Genomic DNA, 23,502 nt, shown 5'->3' on the forward strand with positions numbered 1-23,502 from the left:
AACAGCTCGTGACCCGGACGCCGACGCAAATGGGCCTCTGACCAGGCTTACGACCCTATCGGTCGGAACGGTCGTGCGCTCAACCGGGTAGCCTGCGTCGGCGCAGCACCCCGCCCGGCGCCCACAGCCTGACGGCCCGCACCACGGTGGCCCGTCTGGCCGACGACGGCCCGGCTCGCATCTCCGGCCTGGCCCGGCTCGAAGGGGTCACCCAGCCCGCGATGACCGGACTGGTCAACCGGCTGGAGGCGGAGGGCAAGGTGCGCCGCGACCCGGACCCGACCGACGCCCGGGCCACGCTCGTCGGGCTCACCGGGGCCGGGCGCGCCATGGTCGCCGAGCGCCGGGCCGAACGCACCCGGCTCCTGGCGGCCCAGCTCGCCCAGCTCGACCCGGCCGACCAGGAGGCCCTGCTGGCGGCCGGCCCGGCGATGGCCCGTCTCGCCCAGCTGCCGCCCCCTGCATCGCTCAGGTGAAAAGTCCTTATCGCCAAGGATTTCCACCCACGGCTCCGCACCGTCTCGGTTCCGGCTAGGGTCGCTCCCTCATCGACGCGGCTGATCGCAGAACGCTGGTGGACGACGAAAACCTCGAAGGCGCCGAGGGTCTGGAGCCGATCAGCAGCGCGGACCCGCACGCTCGCACCGGCTGAGGGCCGTCAGTGCGCCATCGTGGTGAGCAGGGCGGCGACGTCACCGAGCCGGCGCAGCGCGGCGTCCGAGTCCCTGTCCACCAGCCAGCGCAGGGTGGCGCCGTCGATGGCCATCACCACCAGGCCGGCCACCTCCGCCACGTCCCGGTCCCAGGTGACGCCGACCTGCTCGGCGACGTGCCGGAGCACCGTGCCGCACGACTGCACGGTGGTGTCGTACTGCTGCTGGGCCACGTCGTTCAGCCGGGGCTCGCGCAGGGCCCGGGTGGTGATCTCGTAGGTCAGCAGCTGGCGGCCGGGCGTGGCCTCGTGCAGTTCCCACAGGCGCTGCAAAGCCGCTCGCAGAGCCAGATTCAGCTGCGTGGCGCGGTCCGGCCCGGCGCTGCCGGTGAGTGCCGCGGCCTGCCGCTGCTCGCCGGGCAGGTCCGGCACCAGCCGGGGCACGGGCGGCGGGGTGAGGTCGATCGGGTCGTCGGCGGCCCGGGCGGTGTCCTCGGCGATCCGCGCCGCCATCGCCACCGTCAGGTCGTCCTTCGTGGCGAAGCAGTACGACACCAGGCCGAGCGACACACCGGCCTCGGACGCGACCCGGCGGGCGGTCACGGCCGCCACGCCTTCCCGCTCGCCGATGGCGATTCCGGCGTCGATGAGTTGCCGACGCCGGTCGGCGATCGGTCGGTATGCCCGCATGCCGCAAGTGAAGACTTGAACGTCCGTACAAGTCAATGACGTTCCGCCGGCCGGGGAGAAGTAGGTCCACCTGGCTTAGGCGAAACCTCCCGGGTTCGGGCCATGGCCGCCGCATCCGTGACGGGCGTGCGGCGCTGGGTGAGGGGTGGTTCATGAGGCGTTGCCGGACGTCTGGGGGAGTCCTCGCCGAAATCGACTCAGTGATCCGAATGGGTTTTTGAGAAGAACTTCATTTCCGGAATATGTGTCGGGCTTTGACTGGGCAGTCAGGAAACGAAAATATATAGCCATGGCGACCAGGACAGTAACTGAGCTGCTCGACGACATGACCGGGCAGCTGGCCGACGAAACGGTGACTTTCAGTCTCGACGGCGTCGAGTACGAGATCGACGTGACGAAGAAGAATGCCGCTGCCCTGCGCAAGGCCTTCGCTCCGTGGAAGGACGCCGCACGCCGGGTCGGCGGGCGCAAGCAGCCCGCCCTGAAGCAGGTCTCGACGGGGGTCGACAACCGGGCGGTCCGGGCATGGGCCGCCAGCAACGGATACGAACTGTCCGAACGCGGGCGCATTCCGGCCCACGTGATCGAGCAGTACCAGGCGGCGGGCAACTGACAGACGCCCACCGCATCGAGGTCGCCAGCGGTATTCGGCCGGCAGAGAATGAGTAGCCGCCGGCCGGTGCGAACAGCACCGACCGGCGGTTCGGCGTGATGAATTCCGGATATCCGGATCAGCCGCGCGGCGTTCCGGCCGGATCGGGTTCCGGCACCGGATCGGCCGCGCGGCCGAGTCCGGTCCGGAGTCACCGGCCGCCGACAGCGCCACCGGAAAACCGAGGGCCGCCCCCAGACCCCACAGCACCACACCGGCGGCGGCCAGCACCTGCGGGTCGGCGAACGAGACCAGGGCCAGCCCGGCCGTGGCCGAGATCGCGCTGGCAGTGATCACTTTGCCGCGCCCGAACCGGGTGATGAAGCCGCCTCCGGCGAACCGGCCGACCGTCATGGCGGCGGCGAAGGTGGCGTAGATCGTCGATCCGAGCGCCGCGTCGAAACCGTGCCCGTCGATCATCAGCAGCGGGAGCCAGTCGTTCGCGGTGCCCTCGGCCAGAGCCATGGCCAGCACGATCACCCCGATGAGCAGGAGTCGGGAGTCGCGCCACGGCGCCGCGGGCCGGCCGGCGGTGGGAGGGGCGGAGGTTTCGTCGTCCACCATTGAAACCCGGCCCGACCCCTGACCCGAGGCTCGCCCGATCCCGGCCAGCGCCCCCACGAACGTGCCCAGGCTGAAGCACCCGTGCAGCGAGGGCAGGAAGGTCTTGTCGGTGACCCGTTCGACGTCGGCGCCCTCGATGTTCATGGCCACCTCGCCGCCGCCGACCCCGGCGCCGAAGAGGAACAGCCCGGCCGCGACCACGAACGGGGTGCCGAGCCAGGAGCCCAGGGCGATCGTCGGCAGGCTGACCAGCACGCCGAGGGTGCCCACGGCGATCACCGGCCGGGTGCCGGCCCGCAGCACCAGCGCGCCGGAGCAGAGGATGCCGATCATCGACCCGACCGACAGGCCGAGGTGTACGAGCCCGGGTGCGACATTCCCGAAGTGCCGTCCCCGCCGATCACGGGCACAGTGGCGATCGCGGACGACACGCAGAGGAGGCAGCGTGCGGGACACCCTTGAGTCAGGGCCCCAACTGCTCGCCGGCCGGTACGCGTTGGGGGACGTGATCGGCAGGGGTGGGATGGGCCTGGTCTACCGGGCCTGGGATTCCGAGCTTCAACGCGACGTGGCGGTGAAGGTGCTCCATCAACTCGCGATGGAGGACGACGTGAACCGGGCCAGGTTCGCGTCCGAGGCGAACACCCTCGCCGGCCTGAACCACCCCGGTCTGATCGCGCTTCTCGACGCTGCGACGCACGGCGACGAGCCGTACATCGCGATGGAGCTGATCGAGGGCGAGACGCTGAGCCGGCGTTGCCGGCCCGAGCCGATGTCGCCCAAGGAGGTCAGCGCGGTCGGCGCCTGCCTCGGTGACGCCCTGGAGTACGTGCACGGGCAGCGCATCGTGCACCGGGACCTCAAGCCCAGCAACGTTCTGCTGTCCGACGACGGCGAGGTGAAGCTCGGCGACTTCGGGGTGGCCCGGGCCCTCGACCACGCCGAGCGGCTCACCGGGACCGGCCTGACCATGGGCACCGCCGGCTACCTGTCCCCGGAACAGGTGCGGGGCGAGGAGATCCGCGAGTCCAGCGACATCTACTCGCTCGGGCTGGTGCTGATCGAGGCCCTCAGCGGACGCCCGGCGTTCCACGGCGATCCGGCCGCGGTCGCGGTCGCCCGGCTGCACAATTCCCCGCGCATCGACGTCGACATCCCGGCCGGCCTGGCCGGGCTGCTCACCGCGATGACCGACAACGACCCGCAGCTGCGCCCCGACGCCGGTGAGGTGGCCGTCCGGCTGCGTGCGTTCCACGAACTGGGGGACGACGCGAGCGGCGCCACCGTCACCGAGCTCGTGAACCTTCCCGCCCCGCTGCGCACGGCGCCCGAGTCGCCCGACGTGGGCGTGCCGGCCCGGCCGCAGGCACAGCCCCGGCACCGGCACGTGCTGGAGCCGGCCGGTGCCCCGGCGGCCTCCCCGGCTCTGGAGGAACTGGCCGCGGACTTCGGGATCCCGAGCCTGCTCGACCCGGGACCGGCGCCGCTGACCGACGCCCCGGTGGGCCGGCACGCGTCCACCCGGAGACGTCAGAGGTCGGTGCCGCGTACCGATCCGCACGGGCTGCCCCGGCTCTCCGGCGAGCTACCGCATCGTCGTGACCTGAGGGAACGCCGCCGTCGTCCGCTCCGGGCGGTCCTCGGCCTGACGGTACTGACGGCGGCGGCGATCGCCTCGGTGCTGCTGGTGGCCCTGGTCTTCTGAGCCGGCTCTCAGCCCTTCCGGCGGCCCAGGCGCTCGGCCAGCGCGTCGAGTTCCTGGGCCGCGCGCTCCCGTTCCTGCTCGGCCCGGCCGGTCAGCCCGCTCAGCGCCGGCAGCCGCCCGGCCAGGGTCAGATCGGCGGTGACCGTGCTGACGTCCATGCCCATCGAGGTGCCCAGCGCCTGGACGATGCTCGGCACCTGGTGGTCCACCGGGTCGCCCGGGCCGTAGGAACCGCCGCGGCTGGAGACCACCACCACCGGCTTGCCCGCGAGCGGCTGGGTGGGCTCGTCGATGGTCGAGGTGACGCCGCCGACGTGCACGTAGTCGATCCATGCCTTGAGCGTGGAGGGGACGGCCCAGTTGTACATAGGGGCACCGATCAGCACGACGTCGGCGTTCAGCAGCTCGCTGATCAGGACCTGCTGGAGCTGCTCGGCATCGGCCGGCACCAGGTCGCCGGGACGGCGCAGCCGGGGTGCCCAGTGCAGGGCGTCGGTGGGCAGGTGCGGCAGCTGGTCGAGGTGCAGGTCGCGGCGCACCACCAGGTGGTCGGTGCTGATCCCGGTCCAGGCGGTGGCGAAGCGCGCGGTGAGGGCGCGGCTGACGGAGCTGTTCAGATCGGCGGAGGAGTCGAGATGCAGCAGGGTCGGCACGGACTTTCCTTACTCTCGGTCGGCGAGTGCCGCCGACTCTGCCATGCCCTCTCTCCCGGGCCGCGCCGGACCGGACTCCGGATGCCCGGGTGATCCGAAAGGACTAGATCGTCTGATAGGTGGAGGAACGGGATCGTTACGCTAGGCTGACGATGTTTCCACTGACGGATGTGACGATGGGGTTCGGACCATCCAGGTGAAAGTGGTGTGTTCCGTCGAGCAGGCCTGGAGGGCTCGATGAACCTCGTCGGCTATGCGCTTGGCCTGCTGGTGGTGATCGCCGTTGCGATCCAGGCCATTCGAGCGCTGGGCCATGCCCTGGAAGGGCTCTTCGGCGCGATCGGCCAGGTGCTGATCCTGGTGGTCCAGGTCGGCTTCACCTTCACCTGCATCCTCGTGGTGCTGCTGGTGTGGCGCTGGTTCCTCCCCTACTTCCGGGGCAGCGTCAACGGCCTGCGCACGTCCCCGGCCTCCCGCGTCGCCTTCGGCCGCGACGAGCAGCTCACCCGCCGCGCGGGCGAGGGCTCCCTGTCCGGCCTGCTGCCGGTGCGGGTCACGCTCCAGCCGGAAGACGAGGCCCACGAGACCGCCGACCGGCCCAGCGACACGCCCCAGCTGCGCAGCGGCCCGGGCAATGCCTGGCGGCACAAGGGCGAGTGGGATCCGGAAGGCCCCGACCACCCCGCGGAACCCTCCTCCGCAAGCGGCGGCCCGGTGACGGGAGCGCTCGCGATCGGCCCGGGCACGACCTGGGAGCCGGGCGACGTGGTGGACGTGGCCGCCCTGGAACGTGAACAGGCCCATGAACAGGCACGTGAGGCCGCCGAGCCCGCCCGTTCTGCCGAGCCCGACCGTTCTGCCGAGCCCGACCGTTCTGCCGAGCCCGACCGTTCTGCCGAGCCCGACCGTTCTGCCGAGCCCGCCGGCACCACCCCGGCCGCCGAGCCCGCGCGCTCCGCCGAAGCCGCTCCCGCCACCGAACGCGCCCGTCTCGCTGAGTCCGCTGCTGGAGCCGGCCCGGTTTCCGAAGTCGCTGGTCCGGCGGAAGCCTCCCTTCCCACCGAGCAGACCGAAGACCGGGCCACCGAGCAGACCGACGACCGGGCGGCCGAGGGTGGCTCCGCCCGCAGCGGCCTGGCCGGCCTGGTCGCCGGCGCGGCCGCGGCGGCGCTCTCCCGGCGTCGGTCCCCCTCCCCGGACGACGAACCGGCATCACACCAGCAACCGCAGCGCGACGAGGCATCCCCCGACCCGAAGCAACCCGACGAGACACCGCACCAGAAGCCGTCTCGCGGGGAACGGCCCGCCGGGGCGGCGAGCGAGCGATCCGCGCCCGACGACCAGGCCGCCCCGCACCGGCCGGCCTCCGAAGACCACGACGACCAGCGTGGTCCGGCCATGATCACCGGTCCCGACATCACCCGTGCTCAGCCGCTGCCGCGGCGCAAGGCGGGGGAGTCGGGGGCGGCCGAGGCCTCCGAACCTCTGCGCGACCGCGATCCCGAGGCCAGGCGACGGGCGGGGCGGAACGAGGACGGCCCTCGCGTCGTCCCCGCATTGCTTCCGACTCCCGCCAGGCCGAAGCCGCCGGGCACGCCGGACGCCGATGAGGCCCGGCCCACCGGCGAGGCCAGGACGTCCGGGCACGTCGAGCCCGACGACTCCGGGCCCGACCTGGAACTGGACCAGGAAGACGAGCAGGCGGCCGAGGCCTCGACCGGTGAGCGTCCGTCGCCGGTGCCGTCCCCGTCGAGTGGGATGCGTCGCCGTCCGAACGCCGGGGGACGGCGGCCGCAGGAGCCGTACGACCCGTCCAAGCACCCGTACCAGGACTCGGAAACCGACAACGAGCTGCCGGTGCCGAGGTTGTCGCAGCTCCTGTCGCAGTCACGCAAGCGGGTGCTGGGCCGTGGCCGTAAGAGCGGCGACGCGGAACAGCGAGACCCCGAATCCCGCCCGCCCGCGGAAGAGGCCGTGCCCACGACGGATTCGCCCGTGGTGGCTGAGGGCGAAGCGCCGGCCGTCCGGGAAGCGCCGGGTGCGGCAGCCGGAGTCCGGGAGCGTCGTCCCAGCCTGCGTGACGTGATGGGCCGATCCCGCTCGCGGACGCCGGAAGAACCGAACCCGGAGAGTCCGGCCGCGCCCAAACCAGAACCAGTCACCCCGACCGCCGGGCAACCGTCTTCCGGCGAGCCCGCCGAAACCACCGAGACCGCGCCCGAAGCGCGCGAGCCCGGTGAGGCGTCCGGGGGTCCCGCAGCGGAGAGCTGGTCGGAGACGCCGTTCTCGTTCTTCGGTCTGCACGACGAGGTGGGCCCCGACGACGAAGGTGCTCTGCACCAGTCGCACGGTGAGAGCGACGAAGTCCACACCGGTCATGAGGGGAACGAGGGACCGGACGAATCCCTGGAGACGGCCGCCGAGATCGCCGCTGCCGCAGACCTGGCCGAGTCCGTCGCCGCTCAGGACGGTCGCACCGTCCGCCCGGAAACACCCGCCCCGAACCCGGCAGAGCCCGCCCCGAACCCGGCAGAGCCCGCCCCGAACCCGGCAGAACCTGCACCGAAACCGGCAGAGCCCGCCCCGCTACCGGTAGAACCCGCCCCGCTACCGGTAGAACCCGCTGCGGCGCCGGAGAACACCGACCGGCCGGCAACCGAGTCCGCCGGAGCCCCAGCACTCGGCACCACCTCGACCCGTGACACGGACGCCCCCCGCTCCACCGACACCGCGGCCGACAAGGCTGAGGAGGCCGATAAGGCTGACGAGGTCGACAAGGCCGACACAGCCGACGCGAGCGACACAGCCGACGCGAGCGACACAGCCACCGCAGACGAGGCAGCCATCGCGAGAACCGGTGCGCCCGAACCGGACCAGCAGGGCAAGGGGCAGGTGGGTGACGGCCCGGCCGAGCCCACTCCCGACATTCCGGTTCCTCCCCGCGCCATCCCCGGCCAGCGGGAGCGGGTGCTGCTGAGCTCGGCCCCCGAGCTGCCCGAGCTGCCCGAGCTGTCGCCCCGCAAGTCCGCACCCCGCCGCGAGCAGCAGCAGCCGCACCAGCTGAGCACCTACAGCTACCGCAACGAGCTCCCGCACCTCGACCTCGAAACCAGGCTGGCCGACGAAACGGTCTGCCGGGCCGCCCTCGACCTGGCCGGCGCCCCCGAGGACGAGGCCGTGCGCCAGACCCTCCTCGACGCCCTGACCGGCGACGGCGACGGCCACACCGAGTCTCGCACCCTGCTCCAGGCCACCGCCCTGCGCGGATCGGGCGGGGTGGTGGCGGAGTTCCTCGACGGCCTGGTGCTGATGCGCGACCTGAACGCCCGGGCCTTCAGCCCGCCGCCCACCCCCGGCGCGACCGGCACGACCGGCGGGACCGGCGGGACCGGCGGGACCGGTGCCGCCGCCCGGGCGGCCCGGGCCATCCGCTCGGACAACGTCTACGCCGTCACCCCCGACCGGGCCTCGCGCGACCTGCTCTCCGGCGTGCCGGGTTTCACCCGTGCGCTGGCCAACTGGGCCATGATCAGTGACGACGAGGACCGGCCGGAACTCGAGGCGGCCTTCCAGCGGGCCGTGGCGAACATGCCGATGGAGCTGCTCGACGCCATCCGGCACGCGATCAAGCTCGCCCCACCGCTGCCCGGTGTGCCACTGCGGATCGACCGGCTGACCGGCATCGTCACCACGCTCCCCGAGGAGCAGGCCACCGAGGTACCGGGCGAGGGCTGGCAGGCCGAGTGGCGGCGCTCCGAGCGCCGCGCCCAGAACTGAACCGAACCTTTCCCGAGAACAGGCAAATCCTCAAGAACAACGCTGGATTCTGCCGGAGCTCTTCGTCGTCCACAGTTGATTTCTGGGCGGAACCAGACCCGATGGACTGTTCGGGGTGCACCTGGCCCATCTACTTGGATGTACGTCACCGCTGACGAACTGTGTACCTGGATCTACTGAGACACCACATAGACCCAGGCCATGGAGGCAGACGAGTGATTCGCGCGGGACGCGTCCGGAAGATCGGCGGGGTGGCCGTAGCCCTGGTGGCATCGGCCCTGGTTTCGGTGCTGGTGTCCCAGCCGGCCATGGCGGCCTCGGCGGCGACGCGCACGATCACCTGGAACAACCTGGCCCCCGGCCTGGTGCACGCGAACACCGACTACACCCGGCTGGCCACCGCCACCCGGGTGCCCGGCACGGTCGACGGCAAGGCGCTCAAGCTCACCCTGCCGGCGAACCCGGAGGCCGGTCCTCGCGGCGGCGTCGGCTTCGAGACCGACAAGGCCTACCGCTACGGCACTTTCGGCACCCGGATGAAGACCGCGGACTGCACCGGCCAGAACGCGCCGGGCGTGGTCACGGCCGCCTTCACCTACTCGATGGACCACGACGACACCAACGGCAACGGCGTCACGGACAACAACGAGATCGACTTCGAGATCCTCTGCTCGCAGCCCGATGTGGTCTGGATGACCATCTGGACCGACTACAGCGAGACCTCGAACAACCTGCGCTCGATCTCGCGGGTGGTCAACGTGCGCACCGGCGAGGTGCTCTACAACTGCTACATCGTGTCGTACGGCACCGGGTGCCAGCCGCCGAAGGCCGGTGAGAACCTGCCGGCCAAGACCACCCCGATCGCCGGTTTCAACGCGTCCAAGCAGTTCCGCACGTACAAGTTCGACTGGCAGCCCGACCGCGTCACCTTCTACACGTACGACAACCAGAACCGGAAGGTCGTGCTCTGGGACTACCGCGGCCCGGCCGACCGGATTCCGCAGACCCCGTCGCTGTACATGCAGAACGTCTGGCACAGCGCCAACTGGGACCCGTTCGGCGGCAACCCCTCGCACAACCGCCCGACGGTGGCCAACACCGCGTACATCGACAGCACCTTCCTGCCGCAGTAGCCTTCATTTGGACGTCCGACAGTTGGACGTCAAAGTTTCTCGGCGTGGAGGCGGCGGTGGGTGCGAGTCAAAAATGGGGGACGACGCGGGAACGGCCAGTCCGGTTCGTCACCGCCGCAAGCCTTTTCGACGGGCATGACGCCTCGATCAACATCATGCGCCGCATCCTCCAGGCGCAGGGCTGCGAGGTGATCCATCTCGGCCACGACCGCTCGGTGGAATCCGTGGTGACGGCGGCGGTGCAGGAAGACGTGCACGGCGTCGCGATCAGCTCCTACCAGGGCGGGCACGTCGAGTACTTCGGCTATCTGGTCGATCTGCTGGCCGAGCGCGGCGCCGGCGACGTGCGGGTGTTCGGTGGCGGGGGAGGCGTGATCACCCCCGGCGAGATCGCCGGGCTGCGCGACAAGGGCGTGCTGATCTTCTCGCCGCACGACGGTCAGCGCCTCGGGCTGGCCGGCATGATCGAAACCGTGGTGCAGGCCGCCGACCGTGACCTGACCGGCTCCGCGCCGTCGCTCGACGCCGTCCGCTCCGGCTCGGATCCGGCTCTGGCCCGGGCGATCTCGGTGATCGAGGCGGGATCCGCCGACCCGGAGTGGCTGCACGGCCTGCGGGCGGCCGCCCCCGCCGTCCCGGTCCTCGGCATCACCGGCACCGGCGGCTCGGGCAAGTCGTCGCTCACCGACGAGCTGATCCGCCGCCTGCGCACCGACCAGCAGGACAAGCTCCGGGTGGCCGTGCTCGCCGTCGACCCGACCCGGCGCCGCGGCGGGGGAGCGCTGCTCGGCGACCGGATCCGGATGAACGCCCTGCACCCCGGACGCGTGTTCTTCCGCTCGCTGGCCACCCGCGGCGCCGGTGGTCAGGTGCCCGAGCACCTGCCCGACATGGTGAATGCCTGCAAGGCGGCGGGTTACGATCTGGTCGTCGTGGAGACGCCGGGCATCGGGCAGGGCGACACCGGCATCGTCGATCTGGCCGGCGTCTCGCTGTACGTGATGACGCCGGAGTTCGGCGCCGCGTCGCAGCTGGAGAAGATCGACATGCTCGACTTCGCCGACGTGGTGGCTATCAACAAGTTCGAGCGGCGCGGCGCCGAGGACGCCCTGCGTGACGTGAGCCGCCAGGTGGCCCGCAACCGCGAGGCTTTCGACGTGCCCTGGCAGCAGATGCCGGTGTTCGGCACCAGTGCGGCCCGCTTCGACGACGACGGGGTCACGGCGCTCTACCAGCACCTGCGCGAACTGCTGGGACTGCCGGAGGGCATCCTGCCCGCGGTGACGGTGAAGACGTCCTCCCGGCCGGCGGCCGTGATGCCACCCGACCGGGTGCGCTATCTGGCGGAGATCGCCCGCACGGTGCGGGATTACCACCGTGCCACCACCGATCTGGCCGACGCCGCGCGCAGGGCCCAGCATCTGCGCACGGCGATCGGCGAGCTCAGACGTGACCCGGCATTCCCCGAGCCCCTGGCCGCGCTCCAGCGCCTGGCGACCGAGGCCGAAGGGCTTCTGCCCGGCGACGTGCACCAACAGCTGAACGACTGGCCGGCCACCGTCGAGGCCTACGCCGCGCACGACTACACCATCGAGGTGCGGGGCCGCACGCAGAGCACCCGGCTGCACCGCGAAACCCTCTCCGGGTCGAGTATTTCCCGGGTCGCCCTGCCGCGCACCACGGATCACGCCGAGCTGGTCCGGTTCTTCCGCGACGAGAACCTCCCCGGCCTCTTCCCCTTCACCGCGGGGGTTTTCCGGTTCCGCCGCGACGCCGAGTCGCCCGCCCGGATGTTCGCCGGCGAGGGCGACGCCCGCCGCACCAACCGCCGCTTCCACCTGCTGGCGCAGGGGCAGCCCGCCACCCGCCTGTCCACGGCATTCGACTCGGTGACCCTCTACGGCCGCGACCCGGACCCCCGGCCCGACGTCTACGGCAAGGTCGGCACCTCCGGCGTCAGCATCGCCACGCTCGACGACATGCGCGAGCTGTACGCCGGTTTCGACCTCTGCGACCCCACCACCTCGGTCTCGATGACGATCAACGGCCCGGCCCCGGCGATCCTGGCGATGTTCCTGAACACCGCGATCGAGCAGCAGCTCGCGGCCCGGCCCGGCGAGGACCCGGAAACCGTGACGGCGGACGTTCTCACCAGGGTCAGGGGCACGGTGCAGGCCGACATCCTGAAGGAGGACCAGGGGCAGAACACCTGCGTGTTCAGCACCGAGTTCTCGCTGCGGGCCATGGCCGACGTGCAGGAGTGGTTCATCGACCACCGGGTGCGCAACTTCTACTCGGTCTCGATCAGCGGCTATCACATCGCCGAGGCCGGGGCGAACCCGATCAGCCAGCTCGCCTTCACCCTGGCCAACGGATTCACCTACGTGGAAAGCTATCTCGCCCGCGGGATGGCCGTCGACGACTTCGCACCCAGCCTCTCGTTCTTCTTCAGCAACGGCATGGACGCCGAATACACCGTGATCGGCCGGGTGGCCCGCCGGATCTGGGCCGTGGCCATGCGCGAGCGCTACGGTGCCGGCGAGCGCAGTCAGAAGCTCAAGTACCACGTGCAGACGTCGGGCCGTTCGCTGCACGCCCAGGAGATGAACTTCAACGACATCCGCACCACCCTGCAAGCCCTCTGCGCGCTCTACGACAACGCGAACTCGTTGCACACCAACGCCTATGACGAGGCTCTGACCACACCGACCGAGGCCTCGGTGCGCCGGGCGCTGGCGATCCAGCTGATCATCGACGCCGAGTGGGGCCTGTCGATGAACGAGAACCCGCTCCAGGGATCGTACGTCGTGACCGAGCTGACCGACCTGGTGGAGGAGGCCGTGCTGGCCGAGTTCGAGCGGATCAGCGAACGCGGCGGCGTGCTGGGGGCGATGGAGACCGGCTATCAGCGCGGCCGCATCCAGGACGAGTCCATGCTGTACGAGCAGCGCAAGCACGACGGGTCGCTGCCGCTGATCGGGGTGAACACCTTCCTGCCCCCGGCCGGCGACCCGGGTGCCGGTGAACTGGGTGCCGGTGAACTGGGTGCCGGTGATCCGGATCAGCACCCACCGGCGCTGATCCGGGCCACCGAGGCCGAGAAACAGTCGCAGCTGGACCGGCTGCACGACTTCCAGCAGCGCCACCGCGACGAGGCGCCGGCCGCCCTGGAACGGCTGAAAGAGGTCGCCCGGCAAGGGGGCAACGTGTTCGGTGAGCTGATGAACGCCGTACGCTGCTGCTCCCTGGGCCAGATCACCGAGGCCTTCTTCGAGGTCGGCGGTCAGTACCGCCGCAACGTGTGAAAGGCGCTGCCGTGCGACCCCAGCTGCCGTTCGACCCGATCGCCGAGGCCCGGCGGCAGTGGCAGGAGCACGGCTGGCCCGAGGCCGCCGCCGGGATGGCCGCCGTCACCTCGATCGTGCGGGTGCAGCAGATCCTGATGGCCCGCATCGAAGAGGCCCTGCGCCCCCACGACCTCACCTTCTCCCGCTACGAGTTGTTGCAGCTGCTGGCCTTCAGCCGCTCCGGCGCGCTGCCGCTGTCGCGGATCGGGGCCCGGTTGCAGGTGCACCCGGCCAGCATCACCAACGCGGTTGACCGCTGCGAGCGCAACGCCCTGGTGCGGCGGGTGCGGCATCCCACCGACCGGCGCACCACCCTGGCGGAGATCACCGACCAGGGAAGGGAACTGGTGGCCAAGGCGACGGAGAGCCTGAACCGTGAGGTGTTCACGGCGCTGGGCATCGGTGACGACGACGTGGCCGGCCTGGTCACCGTGCTCAACCGGTTCCGCCAGGCGCACGGTGACTTCTGACCACACGGCGAAGGGCGCCGAGTCTGCTCGGAAGCAGTCTCGGCGCCCTTCGGCCGTGATGAGCGGGACGGTTCAGTTGACGACGGAGCCGTTCACCACCGCGATGTACTTCTCCGGGCGGAAGGTCAGGACCACCCGGACGTCGGCGTCCCCGATCGGGTACACGTTGCCGTAGCGCACCTGGAGCGAGTGGTAGAACGAGGCCTGCGCGTCGTCGTCCTCGATCGACTCCAGCGTCGCCCGCACCTCCAGGAACCGGTAGGGGTTCTCCGGGTCGAGCACGGAGAGCGCGACCCGGGGCTCGTTCTGGAGGTTCGCGAACTTCTGCCGGTTCTTCGTGTGCGTCAGTTTCAGCACCTCGCCGTCCCAGGCGAACCACATCACGCTGCTCTGGGGCGACCCGTCGGGGCGGATCGTGGCCAGGTGGGCGAAGTTGGCGCGTTCGAGCAGGTCCTTGTGACTTTCCGGAAGAGCCCTGGTAGCCATGTCCTCTACTCCGTCGATCGAGGCGGGATGAACGGGATCACGCTACTCCGCGGACGACTTTCCGTCCTGCGAGGTCTCCTCCTCCACCGGGACCCGCAGCGGCCGCAGGAACACCCAGGCCAGCATGATCACGGCGAACACCAGCAGGCCGATGCCCACCCGGGTGTTCAGGTTCACGCCGTCGGCGCGGTCGATCTCGCTGTCGCTGGTGAACCACAGGCCCATCACCACCAGAACGATGCCGTAGAGCCCGATCAGCCCGCCGATGATGCTGCGGATGTCGAACGCGCCCGCCGACTGCGTCTTCACCGGCTCCGTGCTCTCTGCCATGTCGCTCTCTGCCATGTCGGCAACCTCTCTCGTTCGTGCTGCCTCAGCGGAAGATGATGTTCAGGGCGACGACCATCACGCCGGCCACGCCCACGAGCATCGGGGTGGACCGGTACCAGACCGCCTCGTCACCGGTGCGGTTCTCGCTCAGGTCGGCCTTCGGGGTCAGCGAATACACCAGACCCCGCAGCTCCGCCTCGGGTTTCGGCGCGGTCACCATGGTCACCAGCACGCTCACCACGATGTCGGCCACGAACGCCACACCGGCGGCCAGGAAGCTCGCGCCCTGGCCCTGGAGGCTGATCACGTCGGTCTCGGAGAGGATGAAGATGAAGATGGCGGAACCGGTTCCGACCACCAGGCCGACCCAGCCGGCCGTCGCCGTCATCCGCTTCCAGAACATCCCGAGGATGAAGGTGGCGAACAGCGGGGCGTTGAAGAACGAGAACAGCTGCTGGAGGTAGTCCATCAGGTTCGAGTAGCCGGAGGCGATCACGGCGGTGAAGATCGCGGCGATCGTCGCGGCCACCGTGACCCAGCGGCCGACCCGCAGGTAGTACTCGTCCGGCCGGTCCTTCTTGACGTAGGTCTGCCAGATGTCGTAGCTGAACACCGTGTTGAAAGCGCTGATGTTGGCGGCCATACCGGCCATGAACGAGGCCAGCAGACCGGTGATCGCCAGGCCCAGCAGGCCGTTCGGCAGCAGGTCACGCATGAGCAGCAGCAGGGCGTCGTTGTAGGTGACGTCGCCGCCGGTGCCGCCGTTCGCCTTGTACTGCACCATCTCCTGAACCGAGACCGCGGCGATCATGCCGGGGATCACCACGATGAACGGGATGAACAGCTTGGGGAACGCGCCGATCACCGGGGTGCGGCGGGCGGCCGACATGCTCTTCGAGGCCATCGCGCGCTGCACCTCGACGAAGTTCGTCGTCCAGTAGCCGAACGAGAGCACGAAGCCGAGGCCGAACACGATGCCGACCACCGACAGGAAGTCGTTGGAGAAGCCGGACAGCTCGTTACCGGGCCAGGCCGAAAGCTGCTCCGCACCACCGGGACTGGCGGCGACCTTGTCTTTCAGGCCTTCCCAGCCACCGACCTTGTGCAGGCCGGCCAGGGTCAGCGGCAGCAGCGCGGCCACGATCACGAAGAACTGGAGCACCTCGTTGTAGATCGCCGCGGACAGGCCACCGAGCGTAGTGTAGACCAGCACGATCAGCGCGGCCACGATCAGCGAGACCCAGAGCGGCCAGCCCAGAAGCACATTCACGATCGTGCCGAGCAGGTAGAGGTTCACACCGGCGATCAGCACCTGGGCCAGCGCGAAGCTCAGCGCGTTCACCAGGTGAGCGGCGGGACCGAAGCGGCGGAGCATGAACTCCGGCACCGAGCGGACTTTCGAGCCGTAGTAGAACGGCATCATCACGACGGCGAGGAACAGCATCGCCGGGACGGCGCCGATCCAGAAGTAGTGCATGGTCGACATGCCGTACTGGGCGCCGTTCGCCGACATGCCCATGATCTCGATCGCGCCGAGGTTGGCGGACACGAACGCGAGACCCGTCACCCAGGCCGGCAGCGACCGTCCGGAGAGGAAGAAGTCGATGCTGCTGGAGACCTGGCGCCGGGCCAGTACCCCGATACCCAGAACAACCGCGAAATATGACGCCAAAATGATGTAGTCGATCGCACTTGCATCGAGGCGTAGGACGTCCGAGTCCACAAATACCCCCTTGTACTGACCAGGTTCTCAGGAGTGGAACCTGGTTCGGGCCACGTCAGGTATAAGCCCGGCCCTGTGCACCTGCAATTCGGGGACGTCCCGATTGGTGCTGTTTTGACACCTGTTGTATTCACCAGGGATCGCCAAGGTCACATGTAAACCCGGGAACTCTATGAACACAACTGCTTCGGGCGGCCCTGCGCCGAGCGGGCCGTGACGAGCAGCTACCGCAGGGTGGTCGCCAGGGATCACCGGGACGTGGATCAGCGGGGCGCCGGGGCGGGCCGGGTCCCGATCACCACGCGCGCCTCGATCTCCTCGTCGTGCCGGGTCTCGGCGATCAGGCCGTGCGTGATCATGTGGCCGACGGCCGCAGGCAGCTGGGCCCGGCTGATCTCGCACATCACCTGTCCACCCGGGGCCAGCCAGCCGGCGGCGCCGTCGATCAGCCGGCGGTACACCGTGAGCCCGTCGTCGCCGCCGTCGAGCGTGTGGGCGGGGTCGAAGTCCCGGGCCTCGCCGGGCAGGAACTCCAGCTCGGCGGTGGGCACGTAGGGAACGTTCGCGACCAGCACGTCGACCCGTCCGCGCAACCGGGCGGGCAGCGCCGTGAACAGGTCGCCGGTGTGCACCTGGCCGCGCCCGCCCAGGTTGCGGCGCGCGCAGGCCGCGGCCGCCGGGTCGATGTCGGCGGCGTGCAGCTCGACCGGCCCGGGTGCCTCGTGCAGCACGGCGCAGCTGATCGCCGCCGCCCCGCAGCACAGCTCCACCACGACCGGCGCCGGCGCCCGGGAGGCATGCCGCACGGCCTGCCCGGCCAGGAGTTCCGTGCGCCGCCGGGGAATGAACACGCCGGGTTCGACCCCGATGCGCAACCCGCGGAAGGCGGCCCAGCCGAGCACCAGCTCCAGCGGTTCTCCGCCCGCGCGTCGTCGCGTCCGCCGCGCGAGATCCTCGTCCGAGGTGGCGCTCTCGATCAGCAGGCCGGCCTCCTCCTCGGCCCAGACGCACCCGGCCCCGCGCAGGGCCGAGGCCACCTCGGTCTGGTTCACCGCAGCCCCACGCAGTCGTTGTCCCAGAACTCCCGGGCGTACACCAGCGTCCCGGTCATCCAGGCCTGGTAGGCAGGCAGTTTCACCACCTGGAACGCGGCGTCGGGAGTACGCAGCGAGGGCTTGCGGAAGCCCAGCGGGCCACCGGCCAGGAAGCCCAGGCGGCCGTAGAAGGCCGGATCGCCCTCCAGGAACAGCAGCGGCACCGCGGTTTTCGACATCTCCTCGATCACGGTCCGGACCAGCGCCGAGCCGATGCCGCGGCCGTGCAGTGCCGGGGTCACGGCCAGCGGGCTGAGCACGGCCACGTCGACCAGCTCGCGCGGGGCGTCGAGCAGGCTGCGGGTGCACAGCACCGACCCCACCACCCGGTCGTCCTCCTCCGCCACCAGTGCCAGGTCGCAGGCCGAGGGGGGCATGGCCCGCAGCGCACCCACCAGCCCCGCGACCTTGGGGCCCTCGACACCGAACCCCTGCCGATAAACGTCGTCGGCCGCCACACGATCGGCGTGGTTCTCCGCTCGAATCAGCACGAGCGGAGGTTAACGAGGACCGGTTGCGCGAGCACGTCCTTTTCTACGGTGCGGCCTGGGTCAGCCCCTTCTTCCTGCCGCCCATGCTCTCCACCACACGCGTGGTGCGCCGCAGCGCCTCTTGCAGGCGCGAGCGGGTGGTCGATCCGTAGTCCTTGGTGCGCAGCGCTTCTCGCACGTCGAGCACCCGGTGCGGGGTCTGCTTGGTCATCAGCAGCGGCACGTACTCGGCCTGCGACACGGTGAACCGCTTCGCCCCGCCGGCCCGGGTGAAGGTGAAGCGGGTGAGCAGGCCCTCGGCGTTCGGATCGCCCGGTGTGCTGTGGTCGGCCACCAGGTTGCCCAGGCCGTAGACCACCCAGGTTCTGCTGATCTTCTGCACCGGCTCCACCACGTGCGCATGATGGCTGATGATCAGGTCGAGCTTGCCCGACCGGGCCAGGCGCGGGGCCAGCTGCTCCTGCTGGGCGGACGGCGTCTGGCTGTACTCCGTGCCCCAGTGCATCGCCGCCACCACCACCTCGGCGCCGGCTCCGCGGGCCCGCGTGGCGTCGTCCAGGATGCCCTGCTGCGAGATCTCGTTGGCCCGCCAGGTCTGCCCGCCGGGATACGCCACCCCGTTGAAACCGTAGGTGTACGAGAGGAAAGCGACCTTCACGCCGTTCACGTCGAGCATGGTGATCCGCTTCGACTCGCGGGCCGAGCGGGCCGACCCGGCATGCTCGACGCCGGCCTCGTCCAGCCCGTCGAGCGTGCGGTCGACGCCCGCGGCCCCCTGGTCGAAGGTGTGGTTGCTGGCCGTGCTGCACACGTCGTAACCGGTGGAGGCCAGCGCCTTCGCGATCTGAGGCGGCCCGGAGAAACTCGGGTAGGCGCTGTACGGCCCGCCCGCCGGGGCCAGCGGCGTCTCCAGATGGCACAGCGCCACATCGGCGTCGCGCACATACGGCTTCACCCCGGCCAGCATCGGCCGGAAGTCCATCACGCCGCGCCCGGTGTCTTCGGCATCCGCCCGGGCCTGCGCCCACAGCGACTCGTGCAGTAGCACGTCACCCGTGGCGACCAGGGTGAACTGCTCGCTCTCCGGGGTCGGCGAAGGTGCCGGGGTGGTCGGCGGGGTGGTCAGCGCCGACGAACCGGTGGACGACGAAGCGCGCGGCGCGGTCCCCGCGTCGTCCATGGTTGACGCCCCGCCCGAACAGGACGCGAGGACGACGCAGAGCCCGGCCCCCACCAGAGGCAGGAACCGGGCTCTCGGACCGTGACTGCTGTGACCGTCGGGACGCACGCCCCGAGTATGCCGGTTACTCCCGATTCACCGGACGACCCGGAGCGTGCCGGCCGCCACCCGCACCCCCTTGATCCGCTCGGTGCCGGAGTAGGACAGCGTGAGCTGATAGCTGCCGGCCGGCAGCTTCGGCAGCACCAGCCAGCGAGAACCCTTGTTGGAGTAGGTGAAGTCGATCGACGCGCTGCGGGTGGCCCCGCTGCGGGCCTTCGCGGTCAGCGTGACCCGGCCCGGCGGCCGGGACGTGCCCGGGACCGACACCCGCACCTGCGCCTTGGCGTTCTGCGACGCGGGCACCGGCCTGGTGTTGCGGTAGACCTTCATGGTCGAGGTGACCTTGGTGGGCCGCAGCAGCTCGGACAGCGGCACACTGCGGAACGCGATCCGCTCCTTCCAGGTCTGCACCCCGGTCTCGTAGAGCACCCCCACGCCCTGGCCGATCTGCACCAGGTCGGAGTAGGCGCCCGGCGTGCTCTGGAGCTCCAGCTGGTAGCGGCTGCCCCAGCTGCGGCCGCCGGTGGTGCTGACGAAGATCGACATGTCGCGCCGCAGGTTGCGGGTCTTGTCTCCGGGTGCGGAGAACAGCAGCAGGTTGTCGTACGCGCCGGACGGCACCAGCGCGCTGCCCTGCACCGACACGATCGGCAGTGCGGACCGGGTGAGCCCGTCGCCGGCCAGGGTCTCGCCGCCGTCCTTCGACAGCGCCCACTGCCGCGCGGTGCCGGCGGCGGCCTGGTCCCGCTTCTCGCGGTAGCTGATGAACAGGTTGCCGTCGTCGAGCTCGGCGATCGTGCCCTCGATGGTGTCGGTGCCACGGGCGGTCTGGAGCTGGTGGAACCCGGTGTGCCAGGTCTTGCCGTGGTCGTCGCTGTACACGCCGTACGCGCCGTACAGGCCGTCTTTCGTGCGGTACGCCACCGGGAAGATCAGCCGCCCGGCGTGCGTGCGGGTCAGCTGGATGCCGTGCCCCGGGCCGGGCAGGCCGGACTTCAGCCCGTCCGGCCGCACCGGCGTGCTGAGCAGCGGCGAGAAGGTCTTCCCGTCGTCGGTGCTGGTCTGGAGATACAGGCCCTTGCCCTGCCCGCCGGAGTTCTCCCGCACGGTGACGCTGGAGAACAGCAGGATGTCGCCGGTCTGCGCGTCTACCAGGGCGGACGGGTTGGACACCCGGTTCGCGGCATCGCTGGCGATCACCTTCGGCGCGCTCCACGAGCAGCCGTTGTCGGTGGACCGGGCCGTCGCGATGTCGTAGTCGCCCATGTCACTGGTGTCGTTGTTGTCGCGGGCCTCGGCGAACGCCACCAGGGTGCCCCGCGTGGTGCGCACGATCGAGGGGATGCGGTACCAGAGCGTGGCGGACGGCCGGCTGCGGAACGGCGTGCTGTCGCAGGTCGTGGACATCTCGACAGTGGACGACTGAACGGTGGACGACTGACTGGTGGACGACTGAACGGTGGACGACGGGGAGGCCGCGAGCGGCGCGGCCGTCGTCGCCGGACCGGAGGCCGCGGACGCCTGGAGGGCGGTGCCCAGCGCGAGGCCGGCCACAGCGGTGCAGGATGCGATCAGGCCACCGGCGAACCGGCGGAAGCTGGAGGAGCGGGTCATTCGGCGTTGTTCGCGTCGAGGGCCACGGTGTCCCATTCGACACCGGCGGGCGCGGCTTGAGGGATACGGACGGGTGAACCGGCAGCCCGGGGGCGGATCGGTGCGCGGCCCGGGCAGTTCGCCGTCCATCGGTTGAAACAAACGATGTGGCGGCCGGTGGCCGGACTCCGGGTCACGCACCCGTCGTCCACCACCGGCCGCCACCGGATGTCCGGTCACCACTGTGAGGGGTTGTCCCGACCCCTCACGGTGCAGAGGACCGGATCCGCCGTCAGGCAGGGGGTCAGACCGTGAAACCCCGCTGACGGCGGAAGACCTTGCGGGCCATGAACAGCGTCTGCACCACGGTGAAGATGTAGAGCGCCGGCCAGCCCAGCGAGAGGATCGCCGCCTGGACGGAAACCGTCTGCTGGCTCCAGGCGAGGATCAGCAGGCCGAACACCGCCGCGAACACCACCAGCGGGAAGATGTAGGCCGAGCCCCGGCCCTTCTCGGCCGCCGCCTGTGCCGCCCAGTTGTCCTTCTCCACCCGGGCGAAGAACTGGGTCCAGGCGGAGAGGAAGTGGCCGATCCGGATCCACATGTACGCCTCGGCCGGCAGCAGGAAGCAGAACGCCAGGTCGGAGGCCGACTTGTCGTGCATGGCCAGGGCCAGCCGCAGGTTCAGCGCGATCGCGATGGCCGGCGGGATCAGCCAGACCGGGTTGAACACGAACGCGTGGATCGACAGCGCCGCCGCCAGCAGCAGCAGGAAGGCCATGCGGCTGAAGATGTTCGACAGCATCGAGATGTTCTCGAACCAGCGCAGCCGCAGGTTCGGGTGCAGCGGCTGGCCCTTCGTGTCGCCGCGCTGCCCGGGCCACATCAGGTCGATGGCGCCGTAGTTCCACTTCACCTGCTGGCCGTGCAGCGCCCGCAGGTTGGTCATGGCGCCCACGTAGGCCCGGGCCCGGGCGCTGATCTTGGTGCTGAAACCAGCGTCCCGGATCTGGAGACTGAGCTTGGAGTCCTCCACCTCGGAGTCGCGCACCCAGGGGGTGTGCTGGTGGTCGCGCACCATCACGGTCTGGAGGGCGTGCATCGAGAAGATGCTGAACTGGCCGCCGAGCACCGCCATGTTGCGGCCGTGCAGCAGGTTGTCCATGTTGAACCCGGCGAACTGGGCGCGCTGACCGGCCACCAGGAACTTGGCGGTGCCGCCCTCGATCTTCGACTTGTCGATCGAGTAGATGGCCGAGATACCGCCGATCCGCGGGTCGTCGACGATCTCCTTCTCCAGCCACTCCACCGCGCGCCGGTCGGCCGTGGTGTCGCCGTCGACACCCAGCAGGTAGTCGTAACCGCGGGCCAGCCGGAAGCCGAAGTTCAGCGCCCCGACCTTCTTGTCCGGGTTCACGCCCATGTCGTGCACGTGGATCGTGGTCTCGTAGGACTGACCCTTGACGCTGCGCCGGTGCTTGCCCCGGTAGCGGTTGGCGATCTCCACCGTGTCGTCGTCGGTGTTGTTGACGACCACGTGGATCACGTCCGGCAGCCGGGTCTGCGAGAGCAGCGACTCTAGCACCTCGGCGATGGTCTCCTGCTCGTTGTACGCCGGGATCACGCAGGCGATCCGGGCGTGCCGGATGACCTCCAGGTCGGGGGCGGCCGGTTCCGGGGTGTGCTGGGCGGGCAGGTTCAGGGCCCGGGCCGCGGCCTGCTGGCCGGCGTCGATCATCCGGCGGCCCAGCGGCCGGAGACCACTCTGGTGCTGGGTCGCGTGCTGGGTGCCGGGCTGCGTTCCGGGCTGGGCCGGCAGCTCGGTCACAACGTGCACCTCGCCCGGGGAGCGGGCGATCAGGATCTCGTTGTTGATGGTCACTGGCTGGCTCCTTCACTGGCGCTGGTGTCTCCGGAGCTCAGCTCGACGGTGTCCAGCACGGTCTGGCGGTAGAACGAGCCCGAGCCGGGCGCGGTCTCGAGGAGCAGGTCGAAACGGACCTGGATGGTCGCCGCGGTGGTGGCGGTGGTGGCGGTGGTGGTGGGCAGGGCCAGCACGGAGCCGTAGGAGTACGGCGGGGTGAGCACGAACTCGCCCTGGTCGTCGGCCAGCGCGGTCTGCGTGCCGTCGGCGGCCACCAGCGTGGCGGCGAACTGGGTCACCTTGACCGTGTGCTTGCGGTCGGCGCCCTTCAGCTCGGCCGACAGGTGCACGTCGTCGCTCGTGCCGTCGATCCAGTAGCGCACCACGAGTTCGGCGTCGCCGGCCTGCTGGCTGTGCTCCACCGAGCCGTCGGCCAGCTCGCCGCCGGCGAACGGGTCGGCGGTGGTGGCCGTGCTCGTGCTCGACGGGGTGGCGCTCGGGGTGGCCGTGGCCGTGCTCGAAACGGTCTGTGCCGTGGACTTCTTCACCGCCAGCGAGGGACTCATCGAGGCCCACTGGGCGGAGCAGCCGGAGAGCATGATGCTGAGGCCGATTCCGGTCGCGGTCAGGGTCAGGGCCTTGCGCCGTCGGCCGGGGACACGGCCGGGGCTTCCGGTCCTGGTACGGCGTGGCGTCTGGGACGGACGCCCACCGTGGGACAGGGTGGTGTTCGGTCTGGACATGAGACCCCATTGCGTGACGATGGGTAGCGACCCATCGGCGTCTCGTCGTTGAGGGCGCCGAATCGGTCGCGCTGTGTCACCTCAAGTTCGCCACAGGCCGCCGGTGTCACGGAAGGTAATCGGCGGCGTTCCCTGCGATCGGCTCACCGACTGTCACGGAATGAACATCGACTTCACGCTGCGTGGATGTTGGGCAATGTCACAGCGCCGTTGCATCCCTGTTTGGGGCGGATCAGGATCTTTGTCGCTCCGA

18 protein-coding genes and 1 pseudogene are annotated in these 23,502 nt (G+C 70.3%); 7 read left to right on the forward strand and 12 right to left on the reverse strand.

Features of this window, described 5'->3' with window-relative positions; all coding sequences use genetic code 11:
* Nucleotides 1-146 precede the first annotated feature (146 nt).
* Entirely contained in the window at nucleotides 147-476 is a 330-nt protein-coding gene (locus KIH74_RS29330; protein WP_214159617.1) for a MarR family winged helix-turn-helix transcriptional regulator, read from the forward strand.
* A gap of 182 nt (nucleotides 477-658) precedes the next feature.
* Here KIH74_RS29330 and KIH74_RS29335 read toward each other — a convergent pair whose 3' ends face one another.
* A complete protein-coding gene (locus tag KIH74_RS29335; RefSeq protein ID WP_214159618.1) occupies nucleotides 659-1,342 on the reverse strand; it encodes a TetR/AcrR family transcriptional regulator in 684 nt (227 codons plus the stop codon).
* Between the two features lie 325 nt (nucleotides 1,343-1,667).
* Here KIH74_RS29335 and KIH74_RS29340 point away from each other — a divergent pair, with 325 nt between their 5' ends.
* Nucleotides 1,668-1,955 carry a histone-like nucleoid-structuring protein Lsr2 gene (locus KIH74_RS29340; protein ID WP_246573379.1) on the forward strand — a complete coding sequence of 96 codons (288 nt, stop codon included), beginning with the start codon at nucleotides 1,668-1,670 and terminating at the stop codon, nucleotides 1,953-1,955.
* A 189-nt stretch (nucleotides 1,956-2,144) separates the two neighbouring features.
* On the opposite strand, the pseudogene KIH74_RS38990 reads toward KIH74_RS29340, so the two are convergent.
* A pseudogene (locus KIH74_RS38990) lies at nucleotides 2,145-2,891 on the reverse strand (MFS transporter); the annotation flags it as partial.
* A 112-nt stretch (nucleotides 2,892-3,003) separates the two neighbouring features.
* Here KIH74_RS38990 and KIH74_RS29345 point away from each other — a divergent pair.
* Nucleotides 3,004-4,263, forward strand: coding sequence for a serine/threonine-protein kinase (locus KIH74_RS29345; RefSeq protein WP_214159619.1), 1,260 nt, complete (start codon nucleotides 3,004-3,006; stop codon nucleotides 4,261-4,263).
* An 8-nt stretch (nucleotides 4,264-4,271) separates the two neighbouring features.
* Here KIH74_RS29345 and KIH74_RS29350 read toward each other — a convergent pair whose 3' ends face one another.
* Nucleotides 4,272-4,916: an FMN-dependent NADH-azoreductase gene (locus KIH74_RS29350; RefSeq protein WP_214159620.1), complete on the reverse strand. Its 645-nt coding sequence runs from the start codon at nucleotides 4,914-4,916 to the stop codon at nucleotides 4,272-4,274.
* A 207-nt stretch (nucleotides 4,917-5,123) separates the two neighbouring features.
* Here KIH74_RS29350 and KIH74_RS29355 point away from each other — a divergent pair, with 207 nt between their 5' ends.
* From KIH74_RS29355 to KIH74_RS29370, 4 genes are all read left to right on the forward strand, one after another.
* On the forward strand, nucleotides 5,124-8,693 hold the full coding sequence (locus KIH74_RS29355) for a hypothetical protein (RefSeq protein WP_214159621.1): 3,570 nt from the start codon (nucleotides 5,124-5,126) through the stop codon (nucleotides 8,691-8,693).
* Between the two features lie 251 nt (nucleotides 8,694-8,944).
* Entirely contained in the window at nucleotides 8,945-9,826 is an 882-nt protein-coding gene (locus KIH74_RS29360; protein WP_214159622.1) for a glycoside hydrolase family 16 protein, read from the forward strand.
* A gap of 56 nt (nucleotides 9,827-9,882) precedes the next feature.
* Nucleotides 9,883-13,131 (forward strand): fused isobutyryl-CoA mutase/GTPase IcmF, encoded by a 3,249-nt coding sequence (gene icmF, locus KIH74_RS29365; RefSeq protein ID WP_214159623.1) that lies wholly within the window; start codon nucleotides 9,883-9,885, stop codon nucleotides 13,129-13,131.
* Nucleotides 13,132-13,142: 11 nt separating this feature from the next.
* On the forward strand, nucleotides 13,143-13,643 hold the full coding sequence (locus tag KIH74_RS29370) for a MarR family winged helix-turn-helix transcriptional regulator (protein ID WP_308114040.1): 501 nt from the start codon (nucleotides 13,143-13,145) through the stop codon (nucleotides 13,641-13,643).
* Between the two features lie 72 nt (nucleotides 13,644-13,715).
* Here the strand turns inward: KIH74_RS29370 and KIH74_RS29375 are convergent, their stop codons facing one another.
* The 9 genes from KIH74_RS29375 to KIH74_RS29415 form a co-directional block, all read right to left on the reverse strand.
* Nucleotides 13,716-14,129 carry a PPOX class F420-dependent oxidoreductase gene (locus KIH74_RS29375; RefSeq protein ID WP_214159624.1) on the reverse strand — a complete coding sequence of 138 codons (414 nt, stop codon included), beginning with the start codon at nucleotides 14,127-14,129 and terminating at the stop codon, nucleotides 13,716-13,718.
* Between the two features lie 42 nt (nucleotides 14,130-14,171).
* Nucleotides 14,172-14,474: a hypothetical protein gene (locus tag KIH74_RS29380; RefSeq protein ID WP_214159625.1), complete on the reverse strand. Its 303-nt coding sequence runs from the start codon at nucleotides 14,472-14,474 to the stop codon at nucleotides 14,172-14,174.
* 28 nt (nucleotides 14,475-14,502) lie between these two features.
* Nucleotides 14,503-16,182, reverse strand: coding sequence for a sodium:solute symporter family protein (locus KIH74_RS29385; protein WP_214159626.1), 1,680 nt, complete (start codon nucleotides 16,180-16,182; stop codon nucleotides 14,503-14,505).
* 263 nt (nucleotides 16,183-16,445) lie between these two features.
* Nucleotides 16,446-17,234, reverse strand: coding sequence for a putative protein N(5)-glutamine methyltransferase (locus KIH74_RS29390; protein WP_308114041.1), 789 nt, complete (start codon nucleotides 17,232-17,234; stop codon nucleotides 16,446-16,448).
* Nucleotides 17,231-17,767, reverse strand: a complete 537-nt coding sequence (locus KIH74_RS29395) for a GNAT family N-acetyltransferase (RefSeq protein WP_214159627.1) — start codon at nucleotides 17,765-17,767, stop codon at nucleotides 17,231-17,233. Before KIH74_RS29395 ends, KIH74_RS29390 begins: the two co-directional genes overlap by 4 nt.
* A gap of 43 nt (nucleotides 17,768-17,810) precedes the next feature.
* Nucleotides 17,811-18,947, reverse strand: a complete 1,137-nt coding sequence (locus KIH74_RS29400; protein ID WP_214159628.1) for a CapA family protein — start codon at nucleotides 18,945-18,947, stop codon at nucleotides 17,811-17,813.
* A gap of 135 nt (nucleotides 18,948-19,082) precedes the next feature.
* Nucleotides 19,083-20,663 carry a sialidase family protein gene (locus KIH74_RS29405; protein WP_214159629.1) on the reverse strand — a complete coding sequence of 527 codons (1,581 nt, stop codon included), beginning with the start codon at nucleotides 20,661-20,663 and terminating at the stop codon, nucleotides 19,083-19,085.
* Nucleotides 20,664-20,946: 283 nt separating this feature from the next.
* Nucleotides 20,947-22,380, reverse strand: coding sequence for a glycosyltransferase family 2 protein (locus tag KIH74_RS29410; RefSeq protein ID WP_246573388.1), 1,434 nt, complete (start codon nucleotides 22,378-22,380; stop codon nucleotides 20,947-20,949).
* Between the two features lie 140 nt (nucleotides 22,381-22,520).
* Complete coding sequence (locus tag KIH74_RS29415; RefSeq protein ID WP_214159631.1) at nucleotides 22,521-23,249, reverse strand: hypothetical protein; 729 nt, start codon at nucleotides 23,247-23,249, stop codon at nucleotides 22,521-22,523.
* Nucleotides 23,250-23,502: the final 253 nt, after the last annotated feature.

Source organism: Kineosporia corallincola (assembly GCF_018499875.1).
Lineage (GTDB): Bacteria > Actinomycetota > Actinomycetes > Actinomycetales > Kineosporiaceae > Kineosporia > Kineosporia corallincola.